Raw genomic sequence first — 21739 nt, 5'->3', positions numbered from 1 at the left:
TTACGCGATGGAGACGGTCCGACGTATCGTTGCGGCCTCCCGGAACCGGCGTGACCAGTGCGGAGGTGGCGATGGGCGTGTCTCCGTCGACGCGCGGGCGATCCGTCCCGATGGTCGGCCGGAGCGCCGAACTGGACACCTTGTCCGACCTCGTCACGTGTCCGCCCGCGGTGGCGTTCCTGGAAGGTGAGGCCGGGGCAGGGAAGACCACTTTGATCGGTGCGCTCGCGACGGTGGTGCGCGGCCGGAACCTGTGGCTGGCCGTCGGCACCTGTCAGCCGCTGGACGAACCTTTCCCCTATGGTCCGTTGCTCGACTGTCTCGGGCGAGCCGGGGACAGGGTGCGCCATCCCGATCCGGTGACCGGCGCGCTGCGCGGACACCTGCCGGAACTCGCCGATCTCCTGCCACCGGCCCCGCCGCCGCTGGACCGCCCGGAGGCCGAGCGCCATCGGATGTTCCGCGCGGTCTGCGCGCTGGTGCGCGCGCTGGGGCAGGCCGTGCTCGTGGTCGAAGACGTGCACTGGGCGGATGAAGACACCCGTCAGGTGCTGAGATTCCTGCTCGCGGCCCCGCCGCCCGGACTGTCGCTGGTCCTGACCTATCGGGGTGAGGAACTTCCCGGTGATGCCCCGTTGGGGCCGGTCGTGCACCCGCCGTCCGAGGTCGCCACCGCGCGTCTGGGACTCCGCCCCTTGGAGGCCCCGGAGGTGCGGACGCTGATCGAAGTCGTGACAGGCGGCGGTGTTTCGGAGTCGTTCGCGACCGCGGTGCTGCACGAGACCGGCGGACTCCCTTTCGTGGTCACGGAAACGGCCCGTGCGCTGCGCGATCGGCTCGTGGACACCCGGATCGAGGGGGCGGTGGCTCGCCGGGTCCTGGCCACCGTCGATGTGCCCGTCCTGGTGAAGGAGTCGATCCTCGAACGACTGCACCGGCTGATCGGACCGGAGCGCGCGGTCGCCGAGGCGGCGGCCGTGCTGGGCGACGCGGCACCGGCGGAGGTCCTCACCGCGGTCGCGGGGTCTTCCGGTGTACACCCGGTGGTGGGTTTGGTGCGTTCCGGTGTACTGACGGAAGGTCCGCCGAACCGGTACGGCCTGCGGCACGACATGGCGCGGCGGGCGGTGTACGCGGCTTTGCCGGGACCGCGTCGGCAGGAGCTGCACCGCGCCGCGGTACGCGTGCTGGCCGACGTCGCCGGATGGCCGGTCGGGCGGCTCGCCCGGCACTGCGCCGAGGCGGGCATGCGGGAAGAGTGGTTGCGTTACAGCGAAAGCGCCGCGGACGCGGCGGCCGAGGCGAACGACATGTCCGTCGCGGTGGACGTGCTCTCCCAAGTGGTCTCCGACCGCGAGGTGCCCGCCGAGGACTTGAACCGGCTGGCCACGAAACTCTGCGGGTACGCGCTGGCCGGGCTGCCCGACGCCGGTGTGATCATGCGCATCGAGGCACTGCGGTCAGACCCCAGGTTGGTCGCCGCCGTGCGCGGCGAAGTGCGGCTGTGCTTGGGCATCCTGCTGGTGCGCGAGTCCCGATTGGACCGCGGATGCGCCGAAATCACGGACGCGATTGAGCTTCTCGGCGACCATCCCGAGCGCGTCGCGTCCGGGATGGCCCTGCTTTCCGTGCCCTATCTTGACATCTCCACCGTGGCCGACCACCGAACGTGGCTTCCGCGGGTGGAGGACCTGCTCACTCATTTACCGCGGCGCGCCGCGCGCACGGCGGTGCTGGCCACCGTGCTCGGCGGGCGGCTCATCGTCGGTGACCCGGTCAGCTGGGACCGGATCGCCCTGCTGCCCGCGCCCGACGACGTCGCCGACCCCGCTGAACTCAGGCATCTCGCCAGGGCTCACACCAATCTGGCCGACGCGTGCTCGTGGATCGGCCGTGACCGGCAGGGGCGAACGTTCCTGCACACCGGGCTGGCGCTGGCCTCACGGGCGGGCGCCGATTACGTGGTGGCGACGGCCGAAGCCACCGAAGCCCGGCTGGATTGGCTGGCAGGCGAGTGGTCCGGGCTGGCCGAGCGGGCACAGGCGCTGATCGGTGTCTATCCCCATCTGCCACATATCGCGAACGAACTGAACCTGGTCATCGGCTGGCTGGCCGCCGCGCGCGGCGACTGGCTGACCGCCGAACACGGGTTCCACGCCGCCCTCGACACCCATCCGACCGCGGTGATCCCGGTGGCGGTGGCCGTGGCGGGCGGGATGGCCGCCATGCTGCTCAGCCGGGACGACGCCGCGGCTCGCGGCCACGCGGAGCGCGGACTCGACCTCCTGCGCGCGAAGGGTTCCTGGGCCTGGACAGCCGAGATCGTCCCCCAGGCTGTCGCGTGTCACCTCGCCGACGACGAGCCCGACGCCGCGCGACAGCTGGTCGCGGAGGCCGAGGAAGGACTGGACGGCATCGACGCGCCCTCGGCGCGGACGGCGCTCACGGTGTGCAGGGCCCAGCTGGCCGCCTCGGCGGGAAATCACGACGAAGCCGAGCAGCATTACCGCGACGCGCGGCTGCGCTACGACGAACTCGGGCAGCGCTACCGCGCCACGCAGTGCGCCGACCGGGCCGCTCGCGTCTCCGGCGCCGATCCCGCCGTGTTCCGCGAGCTGGCCGTCACGTTCGACGCGCTGGGCGCCACCGTCGACGCCGCCCGCTGCCGCCACCACATCCGCAGCACCGGCACCGTCATCCCCTCCGTCCGTGGCCGCCGCAGCTACGGAACACAGCTGTCGCCACGCGAACACGATGTCGCACGCCTGCTGGCGAACGGCCACACCAACCGGGAGATCGCTCAAGCCCTGTTCATCTCACGACGTACCGTCGAGGACCACGTCGCCAACGTGCTCCGCAAACTCGACGCGTCCTCCCGGCACGATGTCCGAATCTGAATCCGGCAGTCGGTAGTCGCCCGGGGTGGCGGCTATGGGGGAATTCGACGCGTGCCTTAGGCTCGACGCCCTCGTTACCGGAAGGGCACCAATGGCATTGATAGTCGGAGTGCACGGGATCGGCCAGCAATGGCTTGGGAGACAGCAACTTCTCGCCGCATGGGGTCCGGCACTGGGCGACGGACTGGAGCGGGCGGCCGGCCGACGGCCGATGTTTTCCGACCTCGATATCGCCTTTTACGGAGATCTTTTTCTTCCGGCCCGGAATGGTGCCACGGATTCCGTCGCCACCAAATCCGGAGTTCCCGATTCCGTCGACGATCTCGACCTCGACACCGAGGAATGGGACGACGTCGCCGAGGCCCTCGCCGAACTGGTCACCCCGGCCGAGATCGCCGCTGCCGCCGCCGAGGTGCCGAAGGGTTTCGGTCGCTTCCCACGACCGCTGCAGGCACTGCTCGCGGCGATCGACCGCCGGTACGGGGCGGCCGCCGCGGTGCTGTCGATCAAGGAACTCCGGCAGGTACGCCGGTACCTACGCCTGCCGTCCGTCCGTGAAGCCGTCGACAACCGGGTGCGGGAGATGATCCCGGCGGACTGCCGGGTCGTGATCGGACATTCGCTCGGTTCCGTGGTCGCCTACGAACTCCTGCGCCGGAATCCGGGACTCGGGGTCGAAATGCTGATCACCGCCGGTTCGCCCCTGGCGTTGCGGATGGTGCGGGACAGCCTGCGGGTCGAGGCCCTGCCCGTCCCGGCCTGGGTCAACATCCGCGATCCGCATGATCCGGTCGCCTGCGGCGGGGAACTGCGCACCTGGTGGCCACAGATCCGCGAAACCGACGAGATCGTCGTGGACAACGGGGCGAAGGCCCATTCCGCGGAGCGGTATCTCAGCCGCCGTCAGACCGGCGCCGCGCTGTTGCGGGTGCTCCCGCGGGTGGCGGGCGGATGACCGGTGACAGCATTCTCCGCAGGCATTTCGTGGCCATCGCGACGGCGGAGTACGACGACCCGAACTGGCTCCCCCTGCCGGTCGGCGAGGAGGTCGCGGCCCTGCGCGCCTGGCTGTGCGCGGACCACCTCGGCGGACGCCGATTCGAGCACCGTTTTCCCGAACTGGCCGACAGCCCGGCGAAACGGGACATCCAAGCCGCACTGGAAAACCCTCCCCCGGAAGACCGCTGGCGGGACGCCGACGCCGCGGTCGTCTTCGTGACCGGGCACGCCGAGGCGGTCAACAAGGCGCACCATCTGATCCTGAAGGAGACCGAGTCGAATCGGCGGGGCGCGACCGCTCTCGCCTCGTTCGACCTCTTCAAATGGCTCGCCTGCACGGATGTCACGCACCTCGTGGTCATCGTCGACACCTGCTACGCGGGCATGATCATCGGCGAACTGGCCAAGCTCGACCAAAAAGCTCCCGAGTCGTGGGTGATCCTGGCCAGTGCCGCGGAGACCCAACAGGCAGGCACCGGAGTGCTGAGCCGGGCGATCACCGCGTTCCTCGACAAACTCGCCTCCCGGGAGGGAGCGCAGTTCGGCCACGCACCCCATCTGTCGGTGGAAGACCTACTTGACGGACTACGGGAACACCTCGGCCGCAGCCAGATAGCCGAGGCGGTCACGGGGCTGTCCCGCCGATCGCCGCACGTCTGTCTGCCCAACCCGCACTACCGCCCGGACGCCGTGGTCGAAGTCTCCCCGGCCCGGCACGACCTCGCGCTCTCCCGGCAGGATCTGCGCACCCACTGGGGCCCCAAGGCACGAGGCGTGGCCACGGACGACGAACCCGGCTGGCTGTTCACCGGCCGCGCCGAACTGATGGGGGCGCTGATCGCGGCCGCCACCGGCGAGCCCGGCACGACGGTGATCACCGGAGCGGCAGGCAGCGGCAAATCGGCGGCGCTGGCCCGTCTGGTGACCCTGAGCGATCCGGAGTTCCGGCGGGCACACGCCGCGGAACTCGCCGCCGTCCGGGATGACCTGATGCCGCCGTCGGGCGCTGTCGACGTCGCCGTCGTCGCGACCGGGAAACTCGACACCGAAGTCCTCGACCACATCCTGCGCGCCTTCGAGCCGGCGCACCGCGACAGCGAGCACCCGGGTGCCAGCCTCGACGAACGTCTCGCCTCGTGGCAGGCCCGGTTACGGGCGAGCGACCGGCGGGTGACCGTGGTCGTGGACGCCGTCGACGAAGCCGCCGCGCCGCGGAGCCTGCTCACCACGATCATCGCCCGGCTCGAGCCGAATCCACGGGAACCCCGGGTCCGGCTGCTCCTCGGTCTGCGCTCACCGGGCGGAGAACGACGCGTGGATCAGGTGCGGTACGCCACGCCTCCGCTCGCCGACCTCGCCGAGACCCTGTTCGCGTCGAACCGGATCCGGGTCGACGAGGCGCCGTGGTGGGACCCCGCCGACGTCGTCGCCTACGTCGCCGGGATCCTCCGGAACACCGCTGGTTCGCGATACCACGGCGACGACGGCACCCGGACCGCCGAGCTGGCGGCCACTGTCGGCGGCCAGGCGGGACGGTCGTTCCTGTTCGCCCGCCTCGCTGCGACGTCACTCGCCCACGGCATGCTCGGGACGTCGTGGCGTGAGGCTCTTCATCAGGGCGTCACCGGCGTCTTCAAGGCAGACCTAGACGGCACCTTCGCCGCCCCGGCCGACCGGCATCGTGCGATCGTGCTTCTCCGGGCGATCGCGTTCGCCCGCGGTGCCGGACTGCCGTGGCGGAAGATCTGGCCCCGCGTCGCCAACGCGGTCGGCGACAGCGACTACGAATTCGGCGACACCGACATCTCCTGGCTGCTCGACTCCCGCCTCGGCGCGTACCTGGTCACCGACCGGCAAGACGACGCGACCGTCTACCGGCTCTTCCACGACCTGCTCCGTGACACCTTGCGGGACGACTGGCACGAACTGCTCGACCGACCGCCGCTCGAAGCCGACTCCCGGCCCGCCGTCGAGGCCAGGATCACCCGGGCGCTCGACGATTTGAGGACGCAGGGAAATCCTCCGCCCTACGTCAGGCGGCACCTCGTCGAGCACGCCGCCGGCGGTGGCGTGCTCGACAGCACGATCCTCACCGAGGATTTCCTGCCCTACGTCGACGTAGCGCGGTTGAGTTCGGTGACGGCACGAGGCCCGAAGCCGGAAAGCCCGCTCCTCAGACACTGGCGCAGCACTCCACAACTGTCCTCATTGGACTCCGCGCCGATCAACGCGGACGCGTTGCGCTTCCGCCTGGCCGCCGAGGGATATCACTCCGCGAGGGCCGTCCGGCGCGGTCCGGGCTGGGAACCACGGTGGCTGAGATGGACATGCGAGCACGCGGAGATCATCACCCGATCCTCCGGTCCGGTCCGGGCGTTGACTGCCGCGACCTTCGCCGATGGGCGAGCGATCGTGCTGGTCGGCGGGGATGACGGCTCCGTCGGTCGCTGGGATCCGGTCGCGCGCGAGCAGATCGGGGATCCGCTGCTCGGCCACACCGGCGCGATCAGCGCGATCGCCACCGTCACCCTCGATGACGGCCGGACGGTGGCTGTCACCGGGAGCACTGACGGGACGAGCCGGGTCTGGGATCTCGCCGCGGGCACACCGATCGGGAAACCCTGCGCCTACGAAGGCGCAGTGACATCCCTTGCCGCATTGCGCCTTCCGGACGGGCGGGTGGTCGCCGTGATTTCGGACGACAAGGCGAACGCCGTCCACATCCGGGATGTGGTGACCGGCGAACCGATGCCCTCTCCCGCCAAGGCGAGCGAATACCAGGGTTCCTCCCTTACCGTCACGGTGCTCCCGGACGGCAGGGTGCTCGCGCTGGCGGTGGTGCATGGCGGTGACGTCCGTGTCTGGGACCTCCTCACCGGAGATTCCGTTCACGTGTGGAACCGGGTGACGGGCGATCGGGAAGGCGTGATGCGTGACCCTTCGTTACTCAAAACCATCAGCGGCACCGCGTCCGCTCTCACCGCCGGTGTGTTCCCCGATGGGAAGCCAGTGGCGGTGGTGGGCGGCACCAGCGGCGAGCTGTGGTTCCACGACCTCGTCTCCGGTGACGAAATCCTGACCGGGGCGATCCCGGAGAAGCAAACCGTCGAGGCGATGGTGCTGGTCGACATGCCAGGTGGCAGGGGCAAGAGCCTCGTCGTCCTCGCCGGGCGGCTGTGGATCGCGGCGCTCGGCGAGGAGCAACTCGCCTTCGAGGCCATCGGCAGCGGTGTGCTGATGCTGGACTCGCTCGCGACGATCGTGCTCCCCGACCGAAGTGTCGCCGCGGTGACGGGAAGCAGCCATGACGCCGCTGTCCGGCTCTGGCATTTGACCACCGACGCGTACTCGGCCCGGAACGAGGCCGAGAGGGTTCGCGCGTTCGCCACGGGGAGGCTGCCCAACGGCCGGGAGATCACCGTGCACAATGTCGGCGAATCCTTGCGCGTCGTCGATCTGCGCAGCGGCTCGGAAGTGCGGACGCTCGAGGAGGGCAGGCGCGTCAACATCGCCGAAATCCTGCCCCTTCCCGACGGCCGGGTCGTGGCGGTCAGTTCCTCCGGGTGGGATTCGCTGATCCGCGTGTGGGATCTCGCCACCGGGGATCCGGTGGCGGGGATCTGGACCGGCCATGGCCTGGGGGTCACGGCCATGACCACCGCCGTGCTGCCCGGCGGCCGGGCCGTGGTGATCAGCGCCGGCAGCTTCGGCAGCGGTGTCCATCTGTGGGACCCGGCCTCCGGCGCCGCACTCGGCCGAGTCTCCCGCGGTCCCTTCGCGGGTGCCCGGCGAATCGAATCCTCACCGGGGTCCGACGGCATGGTGAACTACGAGATCGGGAGCGAAGAGCATCCCTGGAACGGCTACTTCGGCATCCAGATGGTGCTCACCGCGGTCCTTCCCGACGGCCGGGTGGCAGCCCTCGCGAGCGGCGACGACGGCACCGTCTGCGTCTGGGACCTCGTCACGCGCCGCCGCCTCGGCGACGTCAACCTCGGCTGCTCGATCTCCGCGGGTGTCGCCCTGACCTGGCCCGACGGCCGGAGCGTGGCGGTGGTCGGCGGAAAGGACGGGATGCTACGGGCGGTGGACATCGCCACGGTCCAGGTCATCGGGACACCGATCTCCGCGCACAGCGGTCCGGTGGGGGCGCTCACCGCCGTCCGGCTGCCGGACGGCCGACCGGCGGTGATCAGTGCCGGCCACGACGGTGTCGTCCAGGCCTGGGATCCCGTGTCCGCGCGATCGATCGGCCATCCGCTCCTGCTCGACAGCGACGTCTTCACCCTGCACGGCGTCTCGCGGCGCAAGGCTCCCCAGCTCCTGATCGGCGGAAACGGCTTGGCCTGTATGGAACTCCGGCTCGACGAGCATTGAGGTGAGCGTTGTGAACGACGCTCTCACCCAGAGACGATCAGCCAGTCGATCACCACGATGACCGAGAACACCGCCGCGCCCACAGCGACCCCGAGCCACGGGGACTTACGACGCCGGTCGAGACGGGTGAAACACCACCCGGCGAGGACGATCGAGGCGAGCCAGCCGACGGGCGGAAGCCAGAACACGACATTCTGCCCAGTGCTGGTGCACAAGAACGACTCGTCACCCGGCCGGCAGGAATCACTGCTCATCGCCCCACCCACACCGAGTGTGAACGCCACCAGCCCACCCGCGAGCACCAACATCACGCACACCACCGCCGGCAGCCCGCGACGCGCCGATGATTCCGGAGTGTCCAGCACAGTCACCCTCGAGTGCTTTTCGAAGCAGGCGCCCCGCCGGCGCGTTGCTTGGCCGCGGTCGTCAAGTGGCAACCGGTCTCGATCGAGATCACTGTGGTCTTGTCCGTCGACAGTGTCGCGCTGGCCAGGTACTGGTCTTTCAGTTCGAACTCGAACGCGGGCGGCTTGTTCACCTGCAGTCCCGGCTTGTCGAACCCATGTGCCGCGCCGACTTCGGTCACGATCCGCGTCGCGGCCTGCCACTGCTCGCCCGTGACCGGTTTCGGCGCGATGAGGAAGCTCAAGAACATGCGGACAGCGTCCCGGCTATCCACCCCGGGGAACTCGTTCGCACACCCCGACTGGCGCCCATCCTGCTTGTCCACCCAGCCCGTCACCCCAAGTTCCGTGGACAGTCTCGCTTGCAGGGCCTGGCGGAGCTTGTCGTAGTGCGCGACCACCTCTTCGATCGATGGCCTACGGGAGAGTTCGGCGTACTGATCCTGACTAGGCATCGACTTCTCCGAAGATGGCGTTCCAAGGTACTGCCCGCTATCACTGCAGGCCACCACCGACAGCAAGAGGCCCACGGTCATGGTCACGGCAAAAGAGATTCGGCTCGGCATGAGAAACACGTCTTCCTAGCGTGCGGCGACAGCCAGCTGCGGCATGCCCGCAACGACAGCGGCGATGTTGTGCTTGCTGGTCGAATCAACCCCACCGGGCATCGTCTTCGTGTACTCGCTGTGCCCATGCGACGCGGCCAACGGCGCACCATTGGCGCCCACCGCGGCATCAGCCGACAGCTGATTCATCCCCTCCATCGCGTACGGCGCCCGGCCATACCGCCACGCCTCCGGCACATACTGGGCGACCGCGTCACCCTCGGCCCTGATGTTGTAGGCGTGCCCGTCAGGCACCTTCAAATCGTGGGCAGTGTTGTCGGTGCCGAAATGGTTCGCCACCCCCGGACTGCCGAACACCACCGCGTCATCCACCCCAGTGCCAGCGTGGGTGAGGCTGATCCCCGTCACGATCGACCCTTGCGAATGCCCCAACGCGGTCAGATGTGGATCGGTCGGGCGCGAAGCGTTGATGCCCTGATCGAACTTCGCGAGCTTGTCACCACCGACGTCCACGTTCTCCGCGGTCGCCAGCCCCATCAACGACGCCGAATCATCGAACGTGGACGGCTCATAGCCGATCCAAGTAACCGTGGCCACCGAACCGCCGCCCTGGGTGGCAAGCATCCGCTCAGCACTGCGCGCGACACCATCCATGTCATCAACGTAGCCGCGCATGTTCCCGTCGACCGTGGAGTTCATGCCCGGAGTGAACACCGCGACATGCTGCGCGGTGTCGACATCGCCATTGGCGATCGCCGCTTTCGGATGGTCGCCGGTCATATCCAGCGACATCAGCTGCCGATTCGGGTTGAGGCCGCCGTCCGGGTCGTGCATCATCCCGGTGATCGAGTCGATCGCCTTCACCCGTTCCTCGAGGCGCGCGATCTCATCCGAATCGCCATCTTCTCGACGCAGCCGCTCCAGCTCCGCAGTGAAGCCCCTTTTCTGCTGCTCAAGCAGGTTCAAGTTCGCGCTGCTGCGGTCCGCGGCTCTCACCCCGTCCCGGTTACCCACCCAACCAGGGCGCTGCGCGATCAGTTGCTTGCGCTGCGACTCGGACAAGGCGGCCCACCACGCAGCGTTCATCGACGGATCCGCACCCACCGGCGGAGGAGCCAACACCGACAAGGCACCGTTCACCGCCCCCGAGTTACCGGCCGCGGCCAGACTTGTGTTCTCGTTGTCGTTCCCCGTGGCGTCGATGACATGCCCGGCCTCGATCCGCCCCAACACCGCACACAAGTCGTCGTCGATATCAGTCGCTTGCCGCAACACCCGCGCGACCCGGTCCTTCAATTCCTCCGCGAGCCGGGCGCGTTCCTCCGCGACCAGCTGTTCCTGCTCCGGCGGCACATCCGGCACCCCGTTGTCGATGACCGCACCATCGGCCGCGATCCTGAAGTGGTTACCCGAGGCGATCGTCTCGGCTTCCCTTACCCCGTTCTGCACACCGGTGATCGCGTCCCCGGTATCGCCGGCCGCGCGGCGCAACGCCGCGATGTCCGCGGCGTACTCCTCCAGGCCGTCGATGATCTGATTCACTTCTGCGGCCGCCGCGCCGGCCGCTTCACCATGCCAGCCCTCAGGCGTATTGGTGTCGCGCAAATCATCCGAACACGCCACCAGCTTGTTGTAGCCGGCGTTGATCGCTCCAACCGCCTCCTGCAACACGGCCGGATTCCACCGCTTCGCTTCACCCCACGTGACCATCAGCCGGCCTTCACCGGCCCCGGCACGGGCACGGGCACCGTGATATCCGCCGCCGCGGCCGCGTCCTGAGCCGAATACAAGTCCGCGGCCTTCGCCATATTCCCCGCATGGATATCGAGCCGGGCTTCGAAACGCGCTTGCCGGGACACCAGCACATGCTTGACCCGAGCCATCGCCAACGCGGCCCGCGACCCCGGCATGCCAAGGTCGCCCGCAGGCACGGCGGCCGGACAGCCGGCTCCGCGCAGGCCCTCGACGACTCGTCCGGCGGCCTGACTTGTGCCGCGGATCTTGCCGACCACCACCTGATAACCCGTCACAAACGCCTCCCCGTCGTTGGTAACCACTGGTCACCATACGACAGCGATACGTATCCGCTCAACCCCTCAGACCGCCCGTGAACAGCGAAAACGATGTTTCGAGCGGATCTATCCAGCAGGCGCACCACGTGCGTTTCACCGTGCCGTCGCCGACTGCGAGCGCGGTCGCGATTTCGACGTCAACGCTGGTGTAGGCTGCCGCGTATCGTCACCAGGCGTCAGTGACCGTTCCGCTCCTGACCTGGTTCGACTTCGGCCGCGGCGTTCTGTCCGGCCACTTCCCCTCCCCTGGCTTGTCGGCCTGGTCCTCATCCTGCCCGAGAATGGAGTGAAACCCATGCGTACCACCAGAATCACCGATGGCGCCGAGCGTGTGGTCATCGAGAACACGCTCGATCGCAACCGCGAAGCCCTGATCGAGACGGCGCGCGGCCTGTCCGAAGCCGACGCGCGCCGGCGGCTCGTCCCATCGCTGACGACGCCGATCTCGTTGCTCAAGCACGCCGCAGCGGCCGAGCGGATCTGGTTCCAGCGCTTCTGGGCGGGACTCGACGAAGCCGACTGCGACGGCTACTCGAAGCGGGACGAGGGCACCTTCACCGTCACGGACGACGAGACCCTGGCCGACGTGATCGCCGAGTTCGAACGGGCGAGCAAGCGGTCACGGGAGATCGCCGGCCGGTTCGATCTCGACGACACCAAGACCTTTCCCGGTGAAGGAACGGTCAGCCTGCGCTGGACCCTGCTCGCCATGATCGAGGAATTCGCCCGGCACGCGGGGCACGGCGACATCCTTCGTGAGCAGATCGACCAGGACCGGTCCCGGCAGCCGAACCCGTGAGCTGGGTTCAGCGCCGGGCGAGAACCCGCCTGGCCAGCCATCCGGCGTAGACGGCCAGTCCCGCGACCCCGGCCTTCCGGGTCGGGCCCGCCGCGATCGCGAGGCCGATGGCGAGTTCGGTGGCACCGTTACGATAGGTCCAGTTCCGGGTGTCGGTGGCGAACGCCATCCGCGTCACGGGTTCGAAGGCCGCCGGGGCGGCGAAGTGGGCGAGGCCGGTCGCGGCGATACCGAGGCCGAGGACCTGGCTGGTGCGTGAGGACATGGATCCGCCTTTCCTGTTCGTTCAGCCGAGGACGCCGGCGCGGCGCCACAGCCTTCGGCTCGGGCCGCCGATGAGGCCGATTTCGGTGAAGTGGTCGACGGCCTTGGCCGCCCATGCCGCCTTGGTCCGGCGCCAGTGCGGGTTCGCGGCGGCGGCCTGTCGGGCTTCGCGCGGGTCGAGTCCGACGGAGGTGTATGCCTTGGGGTGCAACAACTCCGACGTCGCGACGAAGGCCATGGCGGCGATCGCCCAGCGGAGGAGTTCGCGGCCGACGCGGCCGTGCCTCGCCCAGGCCCTGCCCAGTTCGTCCTTGGCGAAGCTGATGTGGCGTGCCTCTTCCAGGACGTGGATCCGCGAGATCATCCGGATCATCGGCTGCAGGCTGGAGTCACGCATCATCTCGCGCTGCATGCCGTCGGCGAGTTCTTCGACGTAGATGGCTCCGGCGAACAGCAACGCCGGTCCGCAGAGGGCGCCGAACACCTTGCCCGCCCGGTGCGCCGAACGGCTGGGGCGCCGGACGACGCCGCCCGTCTTCGCGATCGAGCGCGCGAACATGGTGCTGTGACGGCATTCGTCGGCGATCTCGGTGAGCGCGTACTGCGCGTTGCGCGTCGTCGGGTCGCTGTTGTACACGTGGCGTACGAGGCCCTGCATCAGGATCAGCTCGAACCAGATACCCGACGCCGCCGCGGCCGCGGCCTCCTGACGGCTGAGTTCGCCGCGCTGGCCTTCGTCGAGCCGGTCCCACAATTCGGTGCCGTACAGGGAACAGCGTTCCGGCGCCTTGCCGTACGCGCCGTCGACCAGTGGTGCCAGCCAGTCGACATCGACGTCGGGATCGTAGGAGAACCGCGCCGAGGACCGTTGCAGGCGCTCGGCGACCCGCTCCCGCTCGTCGGCCGAGCCGGTGTTCGCGGTCATGACGACCTCCTCGAATCGGTGTTCTCCGGCAGCGGTCCGCCGCCGTCCGGGATGACCTGGCCGGAATCGCGGTAGGCCACCGCTTCGTGAAAGCCGTCGCGCTCGGCGAACTCGCGGAACCAGCGGCCTTCCGGGGTATGCCGGGTGATGCCGTCGAACAGCGTCGCGAGGGTCTGCGTGCCGGACAGGCCCATGTTGTCGTAGGCCTGGTTGATCATCAACTTCTGCATCACCAGCTGGTTCGTCGGCACCCCGGCCATCCGGTCGGCCAGTTCCTCGACGGCGGCTTCCAGCCGTTCGGGTTCCACCGCGTCGAGCGCGAGTCCCCAGTCCGCCGCCGTGGTGCCGTCGATGGTGTCGCCGGTGAGCAGCATCCGCTTCGCTCGCTGGGCCCCGACGCGGTAGACCCACATCGCGGTCGTCGGGCAGCCCCAGACCCGCGCGGGCGGGTAACCGATACGCGCGTCGGACGCCATGATCAGCACGTCGCACGAGAGCGCGATGTCACTGCCCCCGGCGATCGCGTGGCCCTGGACCTGGCAGATCGTGGGTTTCAGCGACCGCCACAGGCTGAAGAAGTCGTCGGTGTTGCGCTTCATCACCCGGTAGTCCTTGACCGGATCCCAGACCGGGCCCTGATTCCAGCGGCCTTCGGTGTCCTGCTCGGCGAACTGCTTGAGGTCGTACCCCGCGCAGAACGACCGGCCTTCGCCCCGCACCACGATCACCCGGGCCGCGTCGTCCTCGTTCGCCAGCTCCACGGCCTGCCGGATCTCGCCGGGCATGACGTCGTTGATCGCGTTGAGCCGCTCGGGGCGGTTCAACGTCAGGTAGGCCTTCCGGTCTTGGACGCGGTAGGTGAGCGTCTCAAAGGCCATCGGAGCCTCCCAGCGCTCGCAGGGTGAACGTGACCAGATGCGGGATCGTGTCCGGGCCGCCGTCCCCGGCCAGCGGGCCGACCAGCATTTCGGCGCCCGCGCCGGCCAGTGCGGCGGCGGTCGCTTCCGCGTCCTGCGGGGGAAGCAGTCCCCTGGTGACGCCGTCGGCGATGGTCCTCGCGAACACGTCGCGGAACGCGCGGCGGAAGACCAGCCGTTCGGCCTCCACCACGGCGTCGACCGGTTCGGCCAGCAACGCGTACGCCAGCCGCGGTGCCTTCAGCGCCCGGCCGGCGAAGGTCTCGATCACCGCGACCACCCGCTCCCGGACGTCGCCGTGGGACGCGGCCGCCTCGACGGCGGTGACCTCCCGGGAGACGACTTCGCGGAAGACCTCGACGACCAGCTCGGCCTTGGACGGGAACTGCCGGTACACGCTGCCGGTGCCCACTCCCGCCCGCGCGGCGACCGCGGCCATGGAGCAGCCCGCGTAGCCGGTTTCCGCCAGCAACGCGATGGCGGCGGCCAGGATCTCGCCTCGCTGCGAGTCCAGCCTGGCCTGCGTTTTCGGGGTACGTCGGTACGGCACGCAAGGAGTGAAGCACGGATTCCGCACTTCAGCAACGCCCGGTCTCGTGAGTGGTAATGAGGGTTAGAACCGTCATTACCACTCACGAGGCTTGAGTCCTTCGCCACGCCGGGCGGCCACCGGCCGAGGGTTAGCCCGAATCGTCCAACGCCCGGGGAGCGGGACCGAGTACGTTCGGGTGGTCGGCGCAAACGGGCCGGCCCTGGGAAAGGGACATGATGGACCAGTTCCGCGACACCTCGTCGGCGTTGCGGGAGCTCACCGAGTCGATCCGGCTCGACGAGTCCCGCGACGAGCTCTTGGCGCGGGTGGCGAAGAAGGTGATCGGCCTGTTGCCCGACGCGGACGCGGCCACCGTCACGCTCTACGAGGACAACGATCCGAGCACCGTCGCCGCCACCGACGAGTCGCTGCTTCCCCTGGACAAGGCCCAGTACAGCGCGGACGAGGGTCCCTGCCTGACCGCGGCGAGCAGCGGGACCATCGTCCGGACCCGGCTGGAGACGGCGGCCGGGCGCTGGCCGGATTTCGCGGCCGCCGCCGAGCAGCTCGGCGTCCGGACCAGCCTGGCCTGCCCGCTGTTCGTCCCCGACGACGGGCACGGCTTCAAGCGGCGCGACACCGAGCCGCTTTCGGGCGCGCTCAACATCTGGAGCTACACCGAGAACGCGTTCGACCCTGTCGAGTCGGCGCTGATCGCGATGTTCACCTCGGCGATCTCGGCGATCATCCTGACCGCGACCCGCTGGGCCGCCGCCGAAAAGCAGGCGGAGACCCTGGTCGCCGCACTGGAGACCAGGGACACCATCGCCACCGCGAAGGGCATCGTGATGGCGCGTCTGGAACTGAACGCCGACGAGGCGTTCCGCTGGCTCACCGAGGCTTCGCAGCACACGAACCGGAAGATCCGGGAGATCTCGGTGCTGATCGCCGAAGACCCGGGAGCCGTGTTCGGCCGCTAGGCCGTTTCCCTGCCGATCGAGATCCGGCGGTTCTCCCGCGACGACTCGAGGCCCGCCTCCGCGAGCCGGATGCCGCGGACACCCGCCATGAAGTCGTAGGGATGCGGCGTGTCCTCCACGACATGCCGGATGAACTGCTCCCACTGCGCGCGGAACCCGTTGCCGAACTCCTCGTTGTCCGGCACCTCCTGCCACTGCGCGCGGTAGGACCGCGTCTCGGCCAGGTCGGGGTTCCACACCGGCTTCGGCGTGGCCTCCCTCGGCTGGATGACGCATTTGTGCAGGCCGGCGACCGCGCTGCCGCGGGTGCCGTCGACCTGGAACTCCACCAGTTCGTCGCGGTGCACCCGCACGCACCAGGACGAGTTGAGCTGGGCGATGACGCCGCCTTCGAGCTCGAAGATCGCGTACGCGGCGTCGTCGGCCGTGGCCGCGTAACGCTCGCCCTTCTCGTCGACGCGCTCCGGAATGTGGGTGACGGCCTTCGCGGTCACGGCGTTGACGGCGCCGAAGAGGTTCTCCAGCACGTAGTTCCAGTGGCAGAACATGTCGACGACGATGCCGCCGCCGTCCTCGGCGCGGTAGTTCCAGCTCGGACGCTGCGCGCTCTGCCAGTCGCCCTCGAAGACCCAGTACCCGAACTCGCCGCGCACGGAGAGCACCTGGCCGAAGAAGCCGCTGTCCATCAGCCGCTTCAGCTTGAGCAGGCCGGGGAGGTACAGCTTGTCGTGCACGACGCCGTTCTTGACCCCGGCCGCCTCCGCGTGCCGCGCCAGCGCGAGCGCGCCCTCGACCGACTCCGCGACCGGCTTCTCGGTGTAGATGTGCTTGCCCGCGTCGATGGCGCGGACGATCGACTTCTCCCGCACGGCGGTCAGCTGCGCGTCGAAGTAGAGCGGGAGGTCGTCGTCGCCGAGCGCCGCGTCGAGGTCGGTGGTCCAGCGGGTCAGCCCGTGCCGGGTGGCGATCTCTTCGAGTTTGTCCGCGTTGCGCCCCACCAGGACCGGCTCCAGCTGGACCCGTGACCCGTCGGACAGTTCGACCCCGCCCGCCTCCCTGATCGCCAGGACCGAGCGCACCAGGTGCTGCCGGTAGCCCATCCGCCCGGTGACGCCGTTCATCACGACGCCGAGTTTCCGCGTGGTCATCCGTTCTCCTTTGAAAGCGCTTTCTCACTACCGGGACTCAGGACCCCAGGGCCCTCCTTAGCGAGGTGGGATCAATCTTGAAAGCGCTTTCTCGCGGTGTCAAGTGGCCGGGAGACGATGGGGACTTTCCCCACAGGACACCCACTTCCGCGTTTCGTCCTCTGGATGCGGTAGTTGCACGTGCATGTACCGCATCCAGAGGACGAAATGCGGGAGTCAGGCACCGGTCACCTCGATCGGGTCGAAGGTGACGCGGGTGACGAAGGCGTCGGGCCACCGGACTTCGAGCTCGGAAGGACCCGCGGTGACCTCGACGCCCTCCTGCGGTTCGGCGGAAAGAGAAGCGAGGGCGGCGAAGACCGCGGTGCCTTCGGCGTCCGCGGTCAGCCGCGGGACCACGGCCCACCGGGTGAACGCCGTGCCCTGGGGTGCGCGGAGTTCGTCCTGCCCGGTCCAGCCGAGCAGCGGCCGCAAGACCGACTCCCCCGGATCGGTGGCCCAGCCGGTGAGTTCGACCCGGGCCCCGGGCGGTGCGCCGAGCACGCGGTGAACCCGGAGTTCGTACCGGCCCCGCGCGACCGTCACGCTCTCGACCCGCAGGCCCGGCACCATCGGGGGCCCGGCCGCGAACACCGGGTTGTGCCACGACGCCGCCCACCCCCAGCCGTCACCGTTCCCGGCACCGATCGGCCGGATCCGGCGGCGGGCACTCCGCACGCCACCGACGACGACGGCGAAATGGTTGTCCCGGACATTGCCCATCGCCGTCGGCCCCGTCCGGGTCGAGTAGGCGTGCCGCGCGTACAGCGGATCCTCGCCCTCGGCGGAGTCCGGTTCGTGCGGGCGGACGTGGTCGCTGCCGTGGTTGTGCAACCGGACGACGCCGTCGGCCCCCGTCGTCTGCACGAGCAATCCGGCGGACGGGATGGCCAGCACCGTGTCCGGGCCTTCACTCGGCGCCGTTCCCTCGACATCGGTCCACAAAGGATCGTCCGGCGGTGCCAGCAGGCAGACGAACGCCTTCGACGCCCAATAAGGGGAAGCCGGTCCCGAGTAATGCTGCAACGACGCGTCATGCGGTCCGTGCCAGCCGAGGCTCAGCAGCCCGTCTTCGCCCACCGAACCGCGGTCGAGGAAATACCGCAGCGTCCCGCTCATCAGGCGACGGGAGACCCCGGGGCCGAGCGGGGTGTTCCCGGTGAGCGCGCCGAGCCCGATCGCCGACGCCGCGGCGAACCGGTAGGTCAACGACCGTCCGAAGTAGACAGGAGCGCCGTCACCGCCGAAGAACAGGCGGAAACCCGCCAGATGCTCGCGCAGCCTCCGCCCGTGGACGGACGTCTCCCCCGTCAGATATCCGTCGAGCACCGGGTACAGATGCAGGGCCCAGCCGTTGTACTGGTCGAAGGCGCGGCCGTCGCCGTCGGCGTACCACCCGTCGCCGCGATACCAGCTCTCCAGCAGGCCCAGCGCCCGCTCGCGGGCACGGGCGGTTTCGGCGTCGCCGCGGCCGACCTCCTCCAGGAATCCCGCCACGGTCGAGGAAAAGAGGTACCAGTTGTTCGGCGCGGGCACATGCCGCAACGCTCCCCGGAGCCACTCCTCGACCCGGTCCTGCACCGCGGTGTCGAGCCGGTCCCACAGCCATTCCCTGGTCAGGCGCAGGCTCAGCGCGACGGACGCGGACTCCACCATCGGCTGACCCTGGACGTCGTGGTCCAGGATGAGCGGCCACGATTCGGCGTCCTCGCGGCCGGGATCCCGGGTACCGGCGGTGATCCCTTCGGCGTAACGACCGAGCCAGCCGTGCGGATCGTCGCCCTTGGCGCCCGCCACCCGGAACGCGGCGGCGAGGAAGGTGCGCGCGTAACCCTCCAGTCCGTCGGAGCGGACGCCGCTGACCGACGGCCTCCCCGGCAGGTCGAGGAACGCGCCGCCCGGGCTCGCCCAGCGCCAGGCCGCGTCGAGCAGGCCGTCCGCGACCGTCTCCCAATGCCGCCGCGTGTACCCGGTGTGCGGGCTCAGTTCCCTGTCCTCAGCGGGGAGCTTCATGCGATCCTTCCCAGCCTCTCGCGCTTGACCGGATGCGCGAATCCCTCGCCCGAGACCCAGCGCGTGACCTCCGCGACGGCGAGATCGGCCAGCCGCCGCCATTCGTTGCCCTGCGATCCGGCCAGATGCGGGGTGATCAGAACGTTCTCATTTGTCCACAAAGGATGATCTCGGGGCAGTACCTCGGGGTCGGTGACGTCGAGCACGGCCCTGATCCGGCCGTCGGCGGTGACGTCGGCGAGCGCGTCCTGATCGACGACCGCGCCGCGCGCGGTGTTGATCAGGACGGCGTCGGGGCGCATCGAGGTGAGCAGCTCGCGGCTGACCAGGCCACGGGTTTCGGGCAGGAGCGGGGTGTGCACGCTGACGACGTCGCCACGGGCGAACAACTCGCCGAGTCCCACCCGCTCCACGCCGAGTTCCGCCACGTCCGCGTCGGTGACGTAGGGATCGTGCAGCAGGACGCGGAGATCGAACGGCCGCAGCAGCTCGATCACCCGGCGCCCGATCAACGATGCGGACAGGATTCCCACCGTACGGCCGAAATTGCCGACGCCGGACGGGGTCGAGAGCCAGTCTTCCCGGTCCCGGGTCGCCCGGTAGTCGCGGGCGCTTTCGAAGACGCGCTTGCCGGTCAGCAAGATCATCGACACCGTGTACTCGGCCACGGGAAGCGCGTTGGCCGACGCGGCGGACGCCACCTCGATCCCCCGGTCCCAGCAGTCGCCGGTGACGTGCCCGTGCACGGAACCGGCGGTGTGGACGACCGCGCGCAGCCGGGGCGCGGCCGCCAGCGCGGCGGCGTCGAGCGGCGGGCAACCCCAGCCGGTGACCAGCAGCTCGACGTCCCTCAGCACGTCGAGCGCCTCGGGGGTGGCGAAGTCGTCGAGCACCGGATCCGCGACGAGGTCACAGATCCGGCCCAGTTCGGCCAGGGGTCCGGGGGTGAGCACGGCGGTCGCGGCCTCCTTGCTCATCGCCAGTGCGGCACGAACGGTCACTTGACCGCCCCCGCGGTGAGCCCGGACCGCCAGAACCGTTGCAGCAGCGCGAAAGCGAGCACCAGCGGGATGACGGCGAGCAGTGAACCCATGATCACCACCGGATAGTACTCAGGCGAGACCGACGCGGAGCTGTTCCACGAATAGAGACCGAGGCTGACCGGGTACAGCTTCTGGTCCGACAGCATGACCATCGGCAGGAAGAAGTTGTTCCAGATCGCGGTGAGCTGGAAGAGGAAGATGGTGACCACTCCCGGCGCCAGCATGCGCAGGGCGACCTTGCGGTACATCGTCAGCTCGCCGGCGCCGTCGATCCGCGCGGCCTCCAGTACCTCGCCGGGAACGTAGCCCTGGCTGAAGATCCGGCCGAGGTAGACGCCGAACGGGTTGAACAGCACCGGGATGAACACCGCCCAGAAGGTGTTGACCAGTCCCGCTTCCGAGGCCATCAGGTACAGCGGCAGCGCGAGCACCGTCTGCGGCACCATCACCGCGGCCAGCACCAGCCCGAAGAGCTTTTCCTTGTGCCGGAACCGGTACTTGTCGAAGGCGTACCCGCAGGCGATGCTCACCAGCGAACTGATCGCGGCGCCGACGACGGCGTAGAGCAGGCTGTTGAGGTACCAGCGGCCGTAGATCCCGCCGTCCATCGAGAACAGGTCGCCCACGTTCTTGAGGAACGAGAATCCCTTGGCGGAGAAGAGATCACTGCCGAAGAGCGCGTCGCGGTCCTTCGACGCGGCGAGGATCAGCCACAACATCGGCAGCACGGTGTACAGCACCGAGACGCCGACGACGAGGTTGACGGCCGACCGGCCCAGCAGCCGGGGCCTCAAGGCGGGAGCGGTCATCGGTCGTTCTCTCCCCGGTCGCGGTTGGACCAGCGCGTCACGCCGTAGGACAGCGCGATCGTGCAGGCCAGGAGGATCACGGACGCCGCCGCGGCCAGCCCGTAGTTGTTGCGGGTGAAGGCGGCGTCGTAGATGTACATGCTCGGCGAGAAACGGGCGCCGACCATCGGCGTCGACTGGCTGAGCAGCATCGGTTCGGTGAACAGCTGCAGCGCCCAGATCAGCGAGAACAGCACGACCATGACCACCGACGACCGGATGAGCGGCGCCTTGATGCGCACCGCCGTCCGGACCGGACCGGCGCCGTCGACCACGGCGGCTTCGATCACCTCGCGCGGGATAGCCTGCAGCGCGGCGTAGAAGACCACCATGTTGTAGCCGAGGTTGCTCCACAGCGCGATGTTCACGATCGACGGGACGACGCCGTGCACGCCGAGGAAGTTCACCTCGATGTCGGCCTTGCCGAGCAGGTCCACGACCGGGCTGAGGCCCGGTGTGTAGAGGTAGATCCAGATCAGCGCGGCGATGATGCCGGGGATGGCGTGCGGCATGAACAACGCGAGCTGCGCCGACGCGCGCAGCCTGGCCGCGCCGGAATCCAGCAGCAGCGCCAGCACGAGCGAGCCGACGACCAGCAGCGGGATGTAGAGCAGGCAGTACAGGACGACGACGCCGAGTCCACTGAGGAACGTCGGATCGGACAGGACGGCGGTGTAACTGCGGAATCCGGCGAACACCGTCGCTTCCGGGCCGAACCCGAGCCCTGGCTGGTCGTCGCCGAAGAAACTCAGCCAGACGGCGGTGCCGACGGGGATCAGGAACACCGTCACGAGCAGTGCGAAGAACGGGGTCATCAGCACACCGGCCGCGAAATGCTCGCGGCGGCGTGATTTCACGCGTGGCGAGTTCTCCGCGGGCGGCCGCGCGACGGGTGGGGACAGGGTCGCGGTCATCG

At 69.1% G+C, this 21739-nt stretch carries 18 protein-coding genes; 5 read left to right on the top strand and 13 right to left on the bottom strand.

The window, feature by feature from the left end:
- Window positions 1-50 precede the first annotated feature (50 nt).
- The 3 genes from L324_RS05095 (at window position 51) to L324_RS05085 (ending at window position 8273) form a co-directional block, all read left to right on the top strand.
- Complete coding sequence (locus L324_RS05095) at window positions 51-2897, top strand: ATP-binding protein (protein ID WP_235783402.1); 2847 nt, start codon at window positions 51-53, stop codon at window positions 2895-2897.
- Window positions 2898-2988: 91 nt separating this feature from the next.
- Window positions 2989-3852, top strand: a complete 864-nt coding sequence (locus tag L324_RS05090; RefSeq protein ID WP_037304575.1) for a hypothetical protein — start codon at window positions 2989-2991, stop codon at window positions 3850-3852.
- Window positions 3849-8273, top strand: a complete 4425-nt coding sequence (locus L324_RS05085; protein ID WP_037304574.1) for a hypothetical protein — start codon at window positions 3849-3851, stop codon at window positions 8271-8273. The genes L324_RS05090 and L324_RS05085 overlap by 4 nt, the downstream gene beginning before the upstream one ends.
- 23 nt (window positions 8274-8296) lie before the next feature.
- On the opposite strand, the gene L324_RS05080 is transcribed toward L324_RS05085, so the two are convergent.
- From L324_RS05080 to L324_RS05065, 4 genes are all read right to left on the bottom strand, one after another.
- The gene (locus tag L324_RS05080) at window positions 8297-8527 is read right to left on the bottom strand and encodes a hypothetical protein (RefSeq protein WP_152546697.1); all 231 of its coding nucleotides are present in this window, start codon (window positions 8525-8527) and stop codon (window positions 8297-8299) included.
- Between the two features lie 113 nt (window positions 8528-8640).
- A complete protein-coding gene (locus tag L324_RS40795; protein ID WP_235783413.1) occupies window positions 8641-9213 on the bottom strand; it encodes an LppA family lipoprotein in 573 nt (190 codons plus the stop codon).
- Between the two features lie 45 nt (window positions 9214-9258).
- Complete coding sequence (locus tag L324_RS05070) at window positions 9259-10953, bottom strand: alpha/beta hydrolase (protein WP_051173638.1); 1695 nt, start codon at window positions 10951-10953, stop codon at window positions 9259-9261.
- Window positions 10953-11300, bottom strand: a complete 348-nt coding sequence (locus L324_RS05065; protein ID WP_235783401.1) for a hypothetical protein — start codon at window positions 11298-11300, stop codon at window positions 10953-10955. Before L324_RS05065 ends, L324_RS05070 begins: the two co-directional genes overlap by 1 nt.
- A gap of 310 nt (window positions 11301-11610) precedes the next feature.
- Here L324_RS05065 and L324_RS05060 point away from each other — a divergent pair, with 310 nt between their 5' ends.
- Window positions 11611-12114: a DinB family protein gene (locus tag L324_RS05060; RefSeq protein WP_037304572.1), complete on the top strand. Its 504-nt coding sequence runs from the start codon at window positions 11611-11613 to the stop codon at window positions 12112-12114.
- 7 nt (window positions 12115-12121) lie between these two features.
- On the opposite strand, the gene L324_RS05055 is transcribed toward L324_RS05060, so the two are convergent.
- From L324_RS05055 to L324_RS05040, 4 genes are read right to left on the bottom strand one after another with little or no spacing between them, the layout of a single operon-like run.
- Window positions 12122-12379: a DoxX-related protein gene (locus L324_RS05055; protein ID WP_037304571.1), complete on the bottom strand. Its 258-nt coding sequence runs from the start codon at window positions 12377-12379 to the stop codon at window positions 12122-12124.
- A 21-nt stretch (window positions 12380-12400) separates the two neighbouring features.
- Window positions 12401-13303 (bottom strand): AurF N-oxygenase family protein, encoded by a 903-nt coding sequence (locus L324_RS05050; RefSeq protein WP_037304570.1) that lies wholly within the window; start codon window positions 13301-13303, stop codon window positions 12401-12403.
- Complete coding sequence (locus tag L324_RS05045) at window positions 13300-14181, bottom strand: crotonase/enoyl-CoA hydratase family protein (RefSeq protein WP_037304565.1); 882 nt, start codon at window positions 14179-14181, stop codon at window positions 13300-13302. The genes L324_RS05050 and L324_RS05045 overlap by 4 nt, the downstream gene beginning before the upstream one ends.
- On the bottom strand, window positions 14171-14770 hold the full coding sequence (locus tag L324_RS05040) for a TetR/AcrR family transcriptional regulator (protein WP_037304563.1): 600 nt from the start codon (window positions 14768-14770) through the stop codon (window positions 14171-14173). The genes L324_RS05045 and L324_RS05040 overlap by 11 nt, the downstream gene beginning before the upstream one ends.
- A gap of 215 nt (window positions 14771-14985) precedes the next feature.
- Here L324_RS05040 and L324_RS05035 point away from each other — a divergent pair, with 215 nt between their 5' ends.
- On the top strand, window positions 14986-15732 hold the full coding sequence (locus L324_RS05035; RefSeq protein ID WP_235783400.1) for a GAF and ANTAR domain-containing protein: 747 nt from the start codon (window positions 14986-14988) through the stop codon (window positions 15730-15732).
- On the opposite strand, the gene L324_RS05030 is transcribed toward L324_RS05035, so the two are convergent.
- From L324_RS05030 to L324_RS05010, 5 genes are all read right to left on the bottom strand, one after another.
- Complete coding sequence (locus L324_RS05030; protein ID WP_037304562.1) at window positions 15729-16880, bottom strand: Gfo/Idh/MocA family protein; 1152 nt, start codon at window positions 16878-16880, stop codon at window positions 15729-15731. The genes L324_RS05035 and L324_RS05030 overlap by 4 nt on opposite strands.
- Before the next feature lie 216 nt (window positions 16881-17096).
- Entirely contained in the window at window positions 17097-18932 is a 1836-nt protein-coding gene (locus L324_RS05025) for a DUF2264 domain-containing protein (protein WP_037304560.1), read from the bottom strand.
- Window positions 18929-19933, bottom strand: coding sequence for a hydroxyacid dehydrogenase (locus tag L324_RS05020; RefSeq protein WP_037304559.1), 1005 nt, complete (start codon window positions 19931-19933; stop codon window positions 18929-18931). Before L324_RS05020 ends, L324_RS05025 begins: the two co-directional genes overlap by 4 nt.
- Window positions 19930-20784, bottom strand: coding sequence for a carbohydrate ABC transporter permease (locus tag L324_RS05015; protein ID WP_037304556.1), 855 nt, complete (start codon window positions 20782-20784; stop codon window positions 19930-19932). Before L324_RS05015 ends, L324_RS05020 begins: the two co-directional genes overlap by 4 nt.
- Entirely contained in the window at window positions 20781-21737 is a 957-nt protein-coding gene (locus tag L324_RS05010; RefSeq protein ID WP_051173637.1) for a carbohydrate ABC transporter permease, read from the bottom strand. Before L324_RS05010 ends, L324_RS05015 begins: the two co-directional genes overlap by 4 nt.
- Between the last annotated feature and the right edge of the window lie 2 nt (window positions 21738-21739).

Source organism: Amycolatopsis orientalis DSM 40040 = KCTC 9412, from assembly GCF_000478275.1.
GTDB lineage: Bacteria > Actinomycetota > Actinomycetes > Mycobacteriales > Pseudonocardiaceae > Amycolatopsis > Amycolatopsis orientalis.
This window is presented reverse-complemented; position numbering and strand designations above follow the sequence as displayed.

What these genes read in the sequence shown, in the direction of transcription:
- L324_RS05090 (WP_037304575.1), top strand. Translation starts at nt 2,989, where the DNA reads ATGGCATTGATAGTCGGAGTGCACGGGATCGGCCAGCAATGGCTTGGG.
- L324_RS40795 (WP_235783413.1), bottom strand. Translation starts at nt 9,213, where the DNA reads ATGACCGTGGGCCTCTTGCTGTCGGTGGTGGCCTGCAGTGATAGCGGG.
- L324_RS05050 (WP_037304570.1), bottom strand. Translation starts at nt 13,303, where the DNA reads ATGACCGCGAACACCGGCTCGGCCGACGAGCGGGAGCGGGTCGCCGAG.
- L324_RS05025 (WP_037304560.1), bottom strand. Translation starts at nt 18,932, where the DNA reads ATGAAGCTCCCCGCTGAGGACAGGGAACTGAGCCCGCACACCGGGTAC.
- L324_RS05045 (WP_037304565.1), bottom strand. Translation starts at nt 14,181, where the DNA reads ATGGCCTTTGAGACGCTCACCTACCGCGTCCAAGACCGGAAGGCCTAC.
- L324_RS05080 (WP_152546697.1), bottom strand. Translation starts at nt 8,527, where the DNA reads ATGAGCAGTGATTCCTGCCGGCCGGGTGACGAGTCGTTCTTGTGCACC.
- L324_RS05055 (WP_037304571.1), bottom strand. Translation starts at nt 12,379, where the DNA reads ATGTCCTCACGCACCAGCCAGGTCCTCGGCCTCGGTATCGCCGCGACC.
- L324_RS05010 (WP_051173637.1), bottom strand. Translation starts at nt 21,737, where the DNA reads ATGACCGCGACCCTGTCCCCACCCGTCGCGCGGCCGCCCGCGGAGAAC.
- L324_RS05035 (WP_235783400.1), top strand. Translation starts at nt 14,986, where the DNA reads ATGATGGACCAGTTCCGCGACACCTCGTCGGCGTTGCGGGAGCTCACC.
- L324_RS05030 (WP_037304562.1), bottom strand. Translation starts at nt 16,880, where the DNA reads ATGACCACGCGGAAACTCGGCGTCGTGATGAACGGCGTCACCGGGCGG.
- L324_RS05060 (WP_037304572.1), top strand. Translation starts at nt 11,611, where the DNA reads ATGCGTACCACCAGAATCACCGATGGCGCCGAGCGTGTGGTCATCGAG.
- L324_RS05015 (WP_037304556.1), bottom strand. Translation starts at nt 20,784, where the DNA reads ATGACCGCTCCCGCCTTGAGGCCCCGGCTGCTGGGCCGGTCGGCCGTC.
- L324_RS05085 (WP_037304574.1), top strand. Translation starts at nt 3,849, where the DNA reads ATGACCGGTGACAGCATTCTCCGCAGGCATTTCGTGGCCATCGCGACG.
- L324_RS05070 (WP_051173638.1), bottom strand. Translation starts at nt 10,953, where the DNA reads ATGGTCACGTGGGGTGAAGCGAAGCGGTGGAATCCGGCCGTGTTGCAG.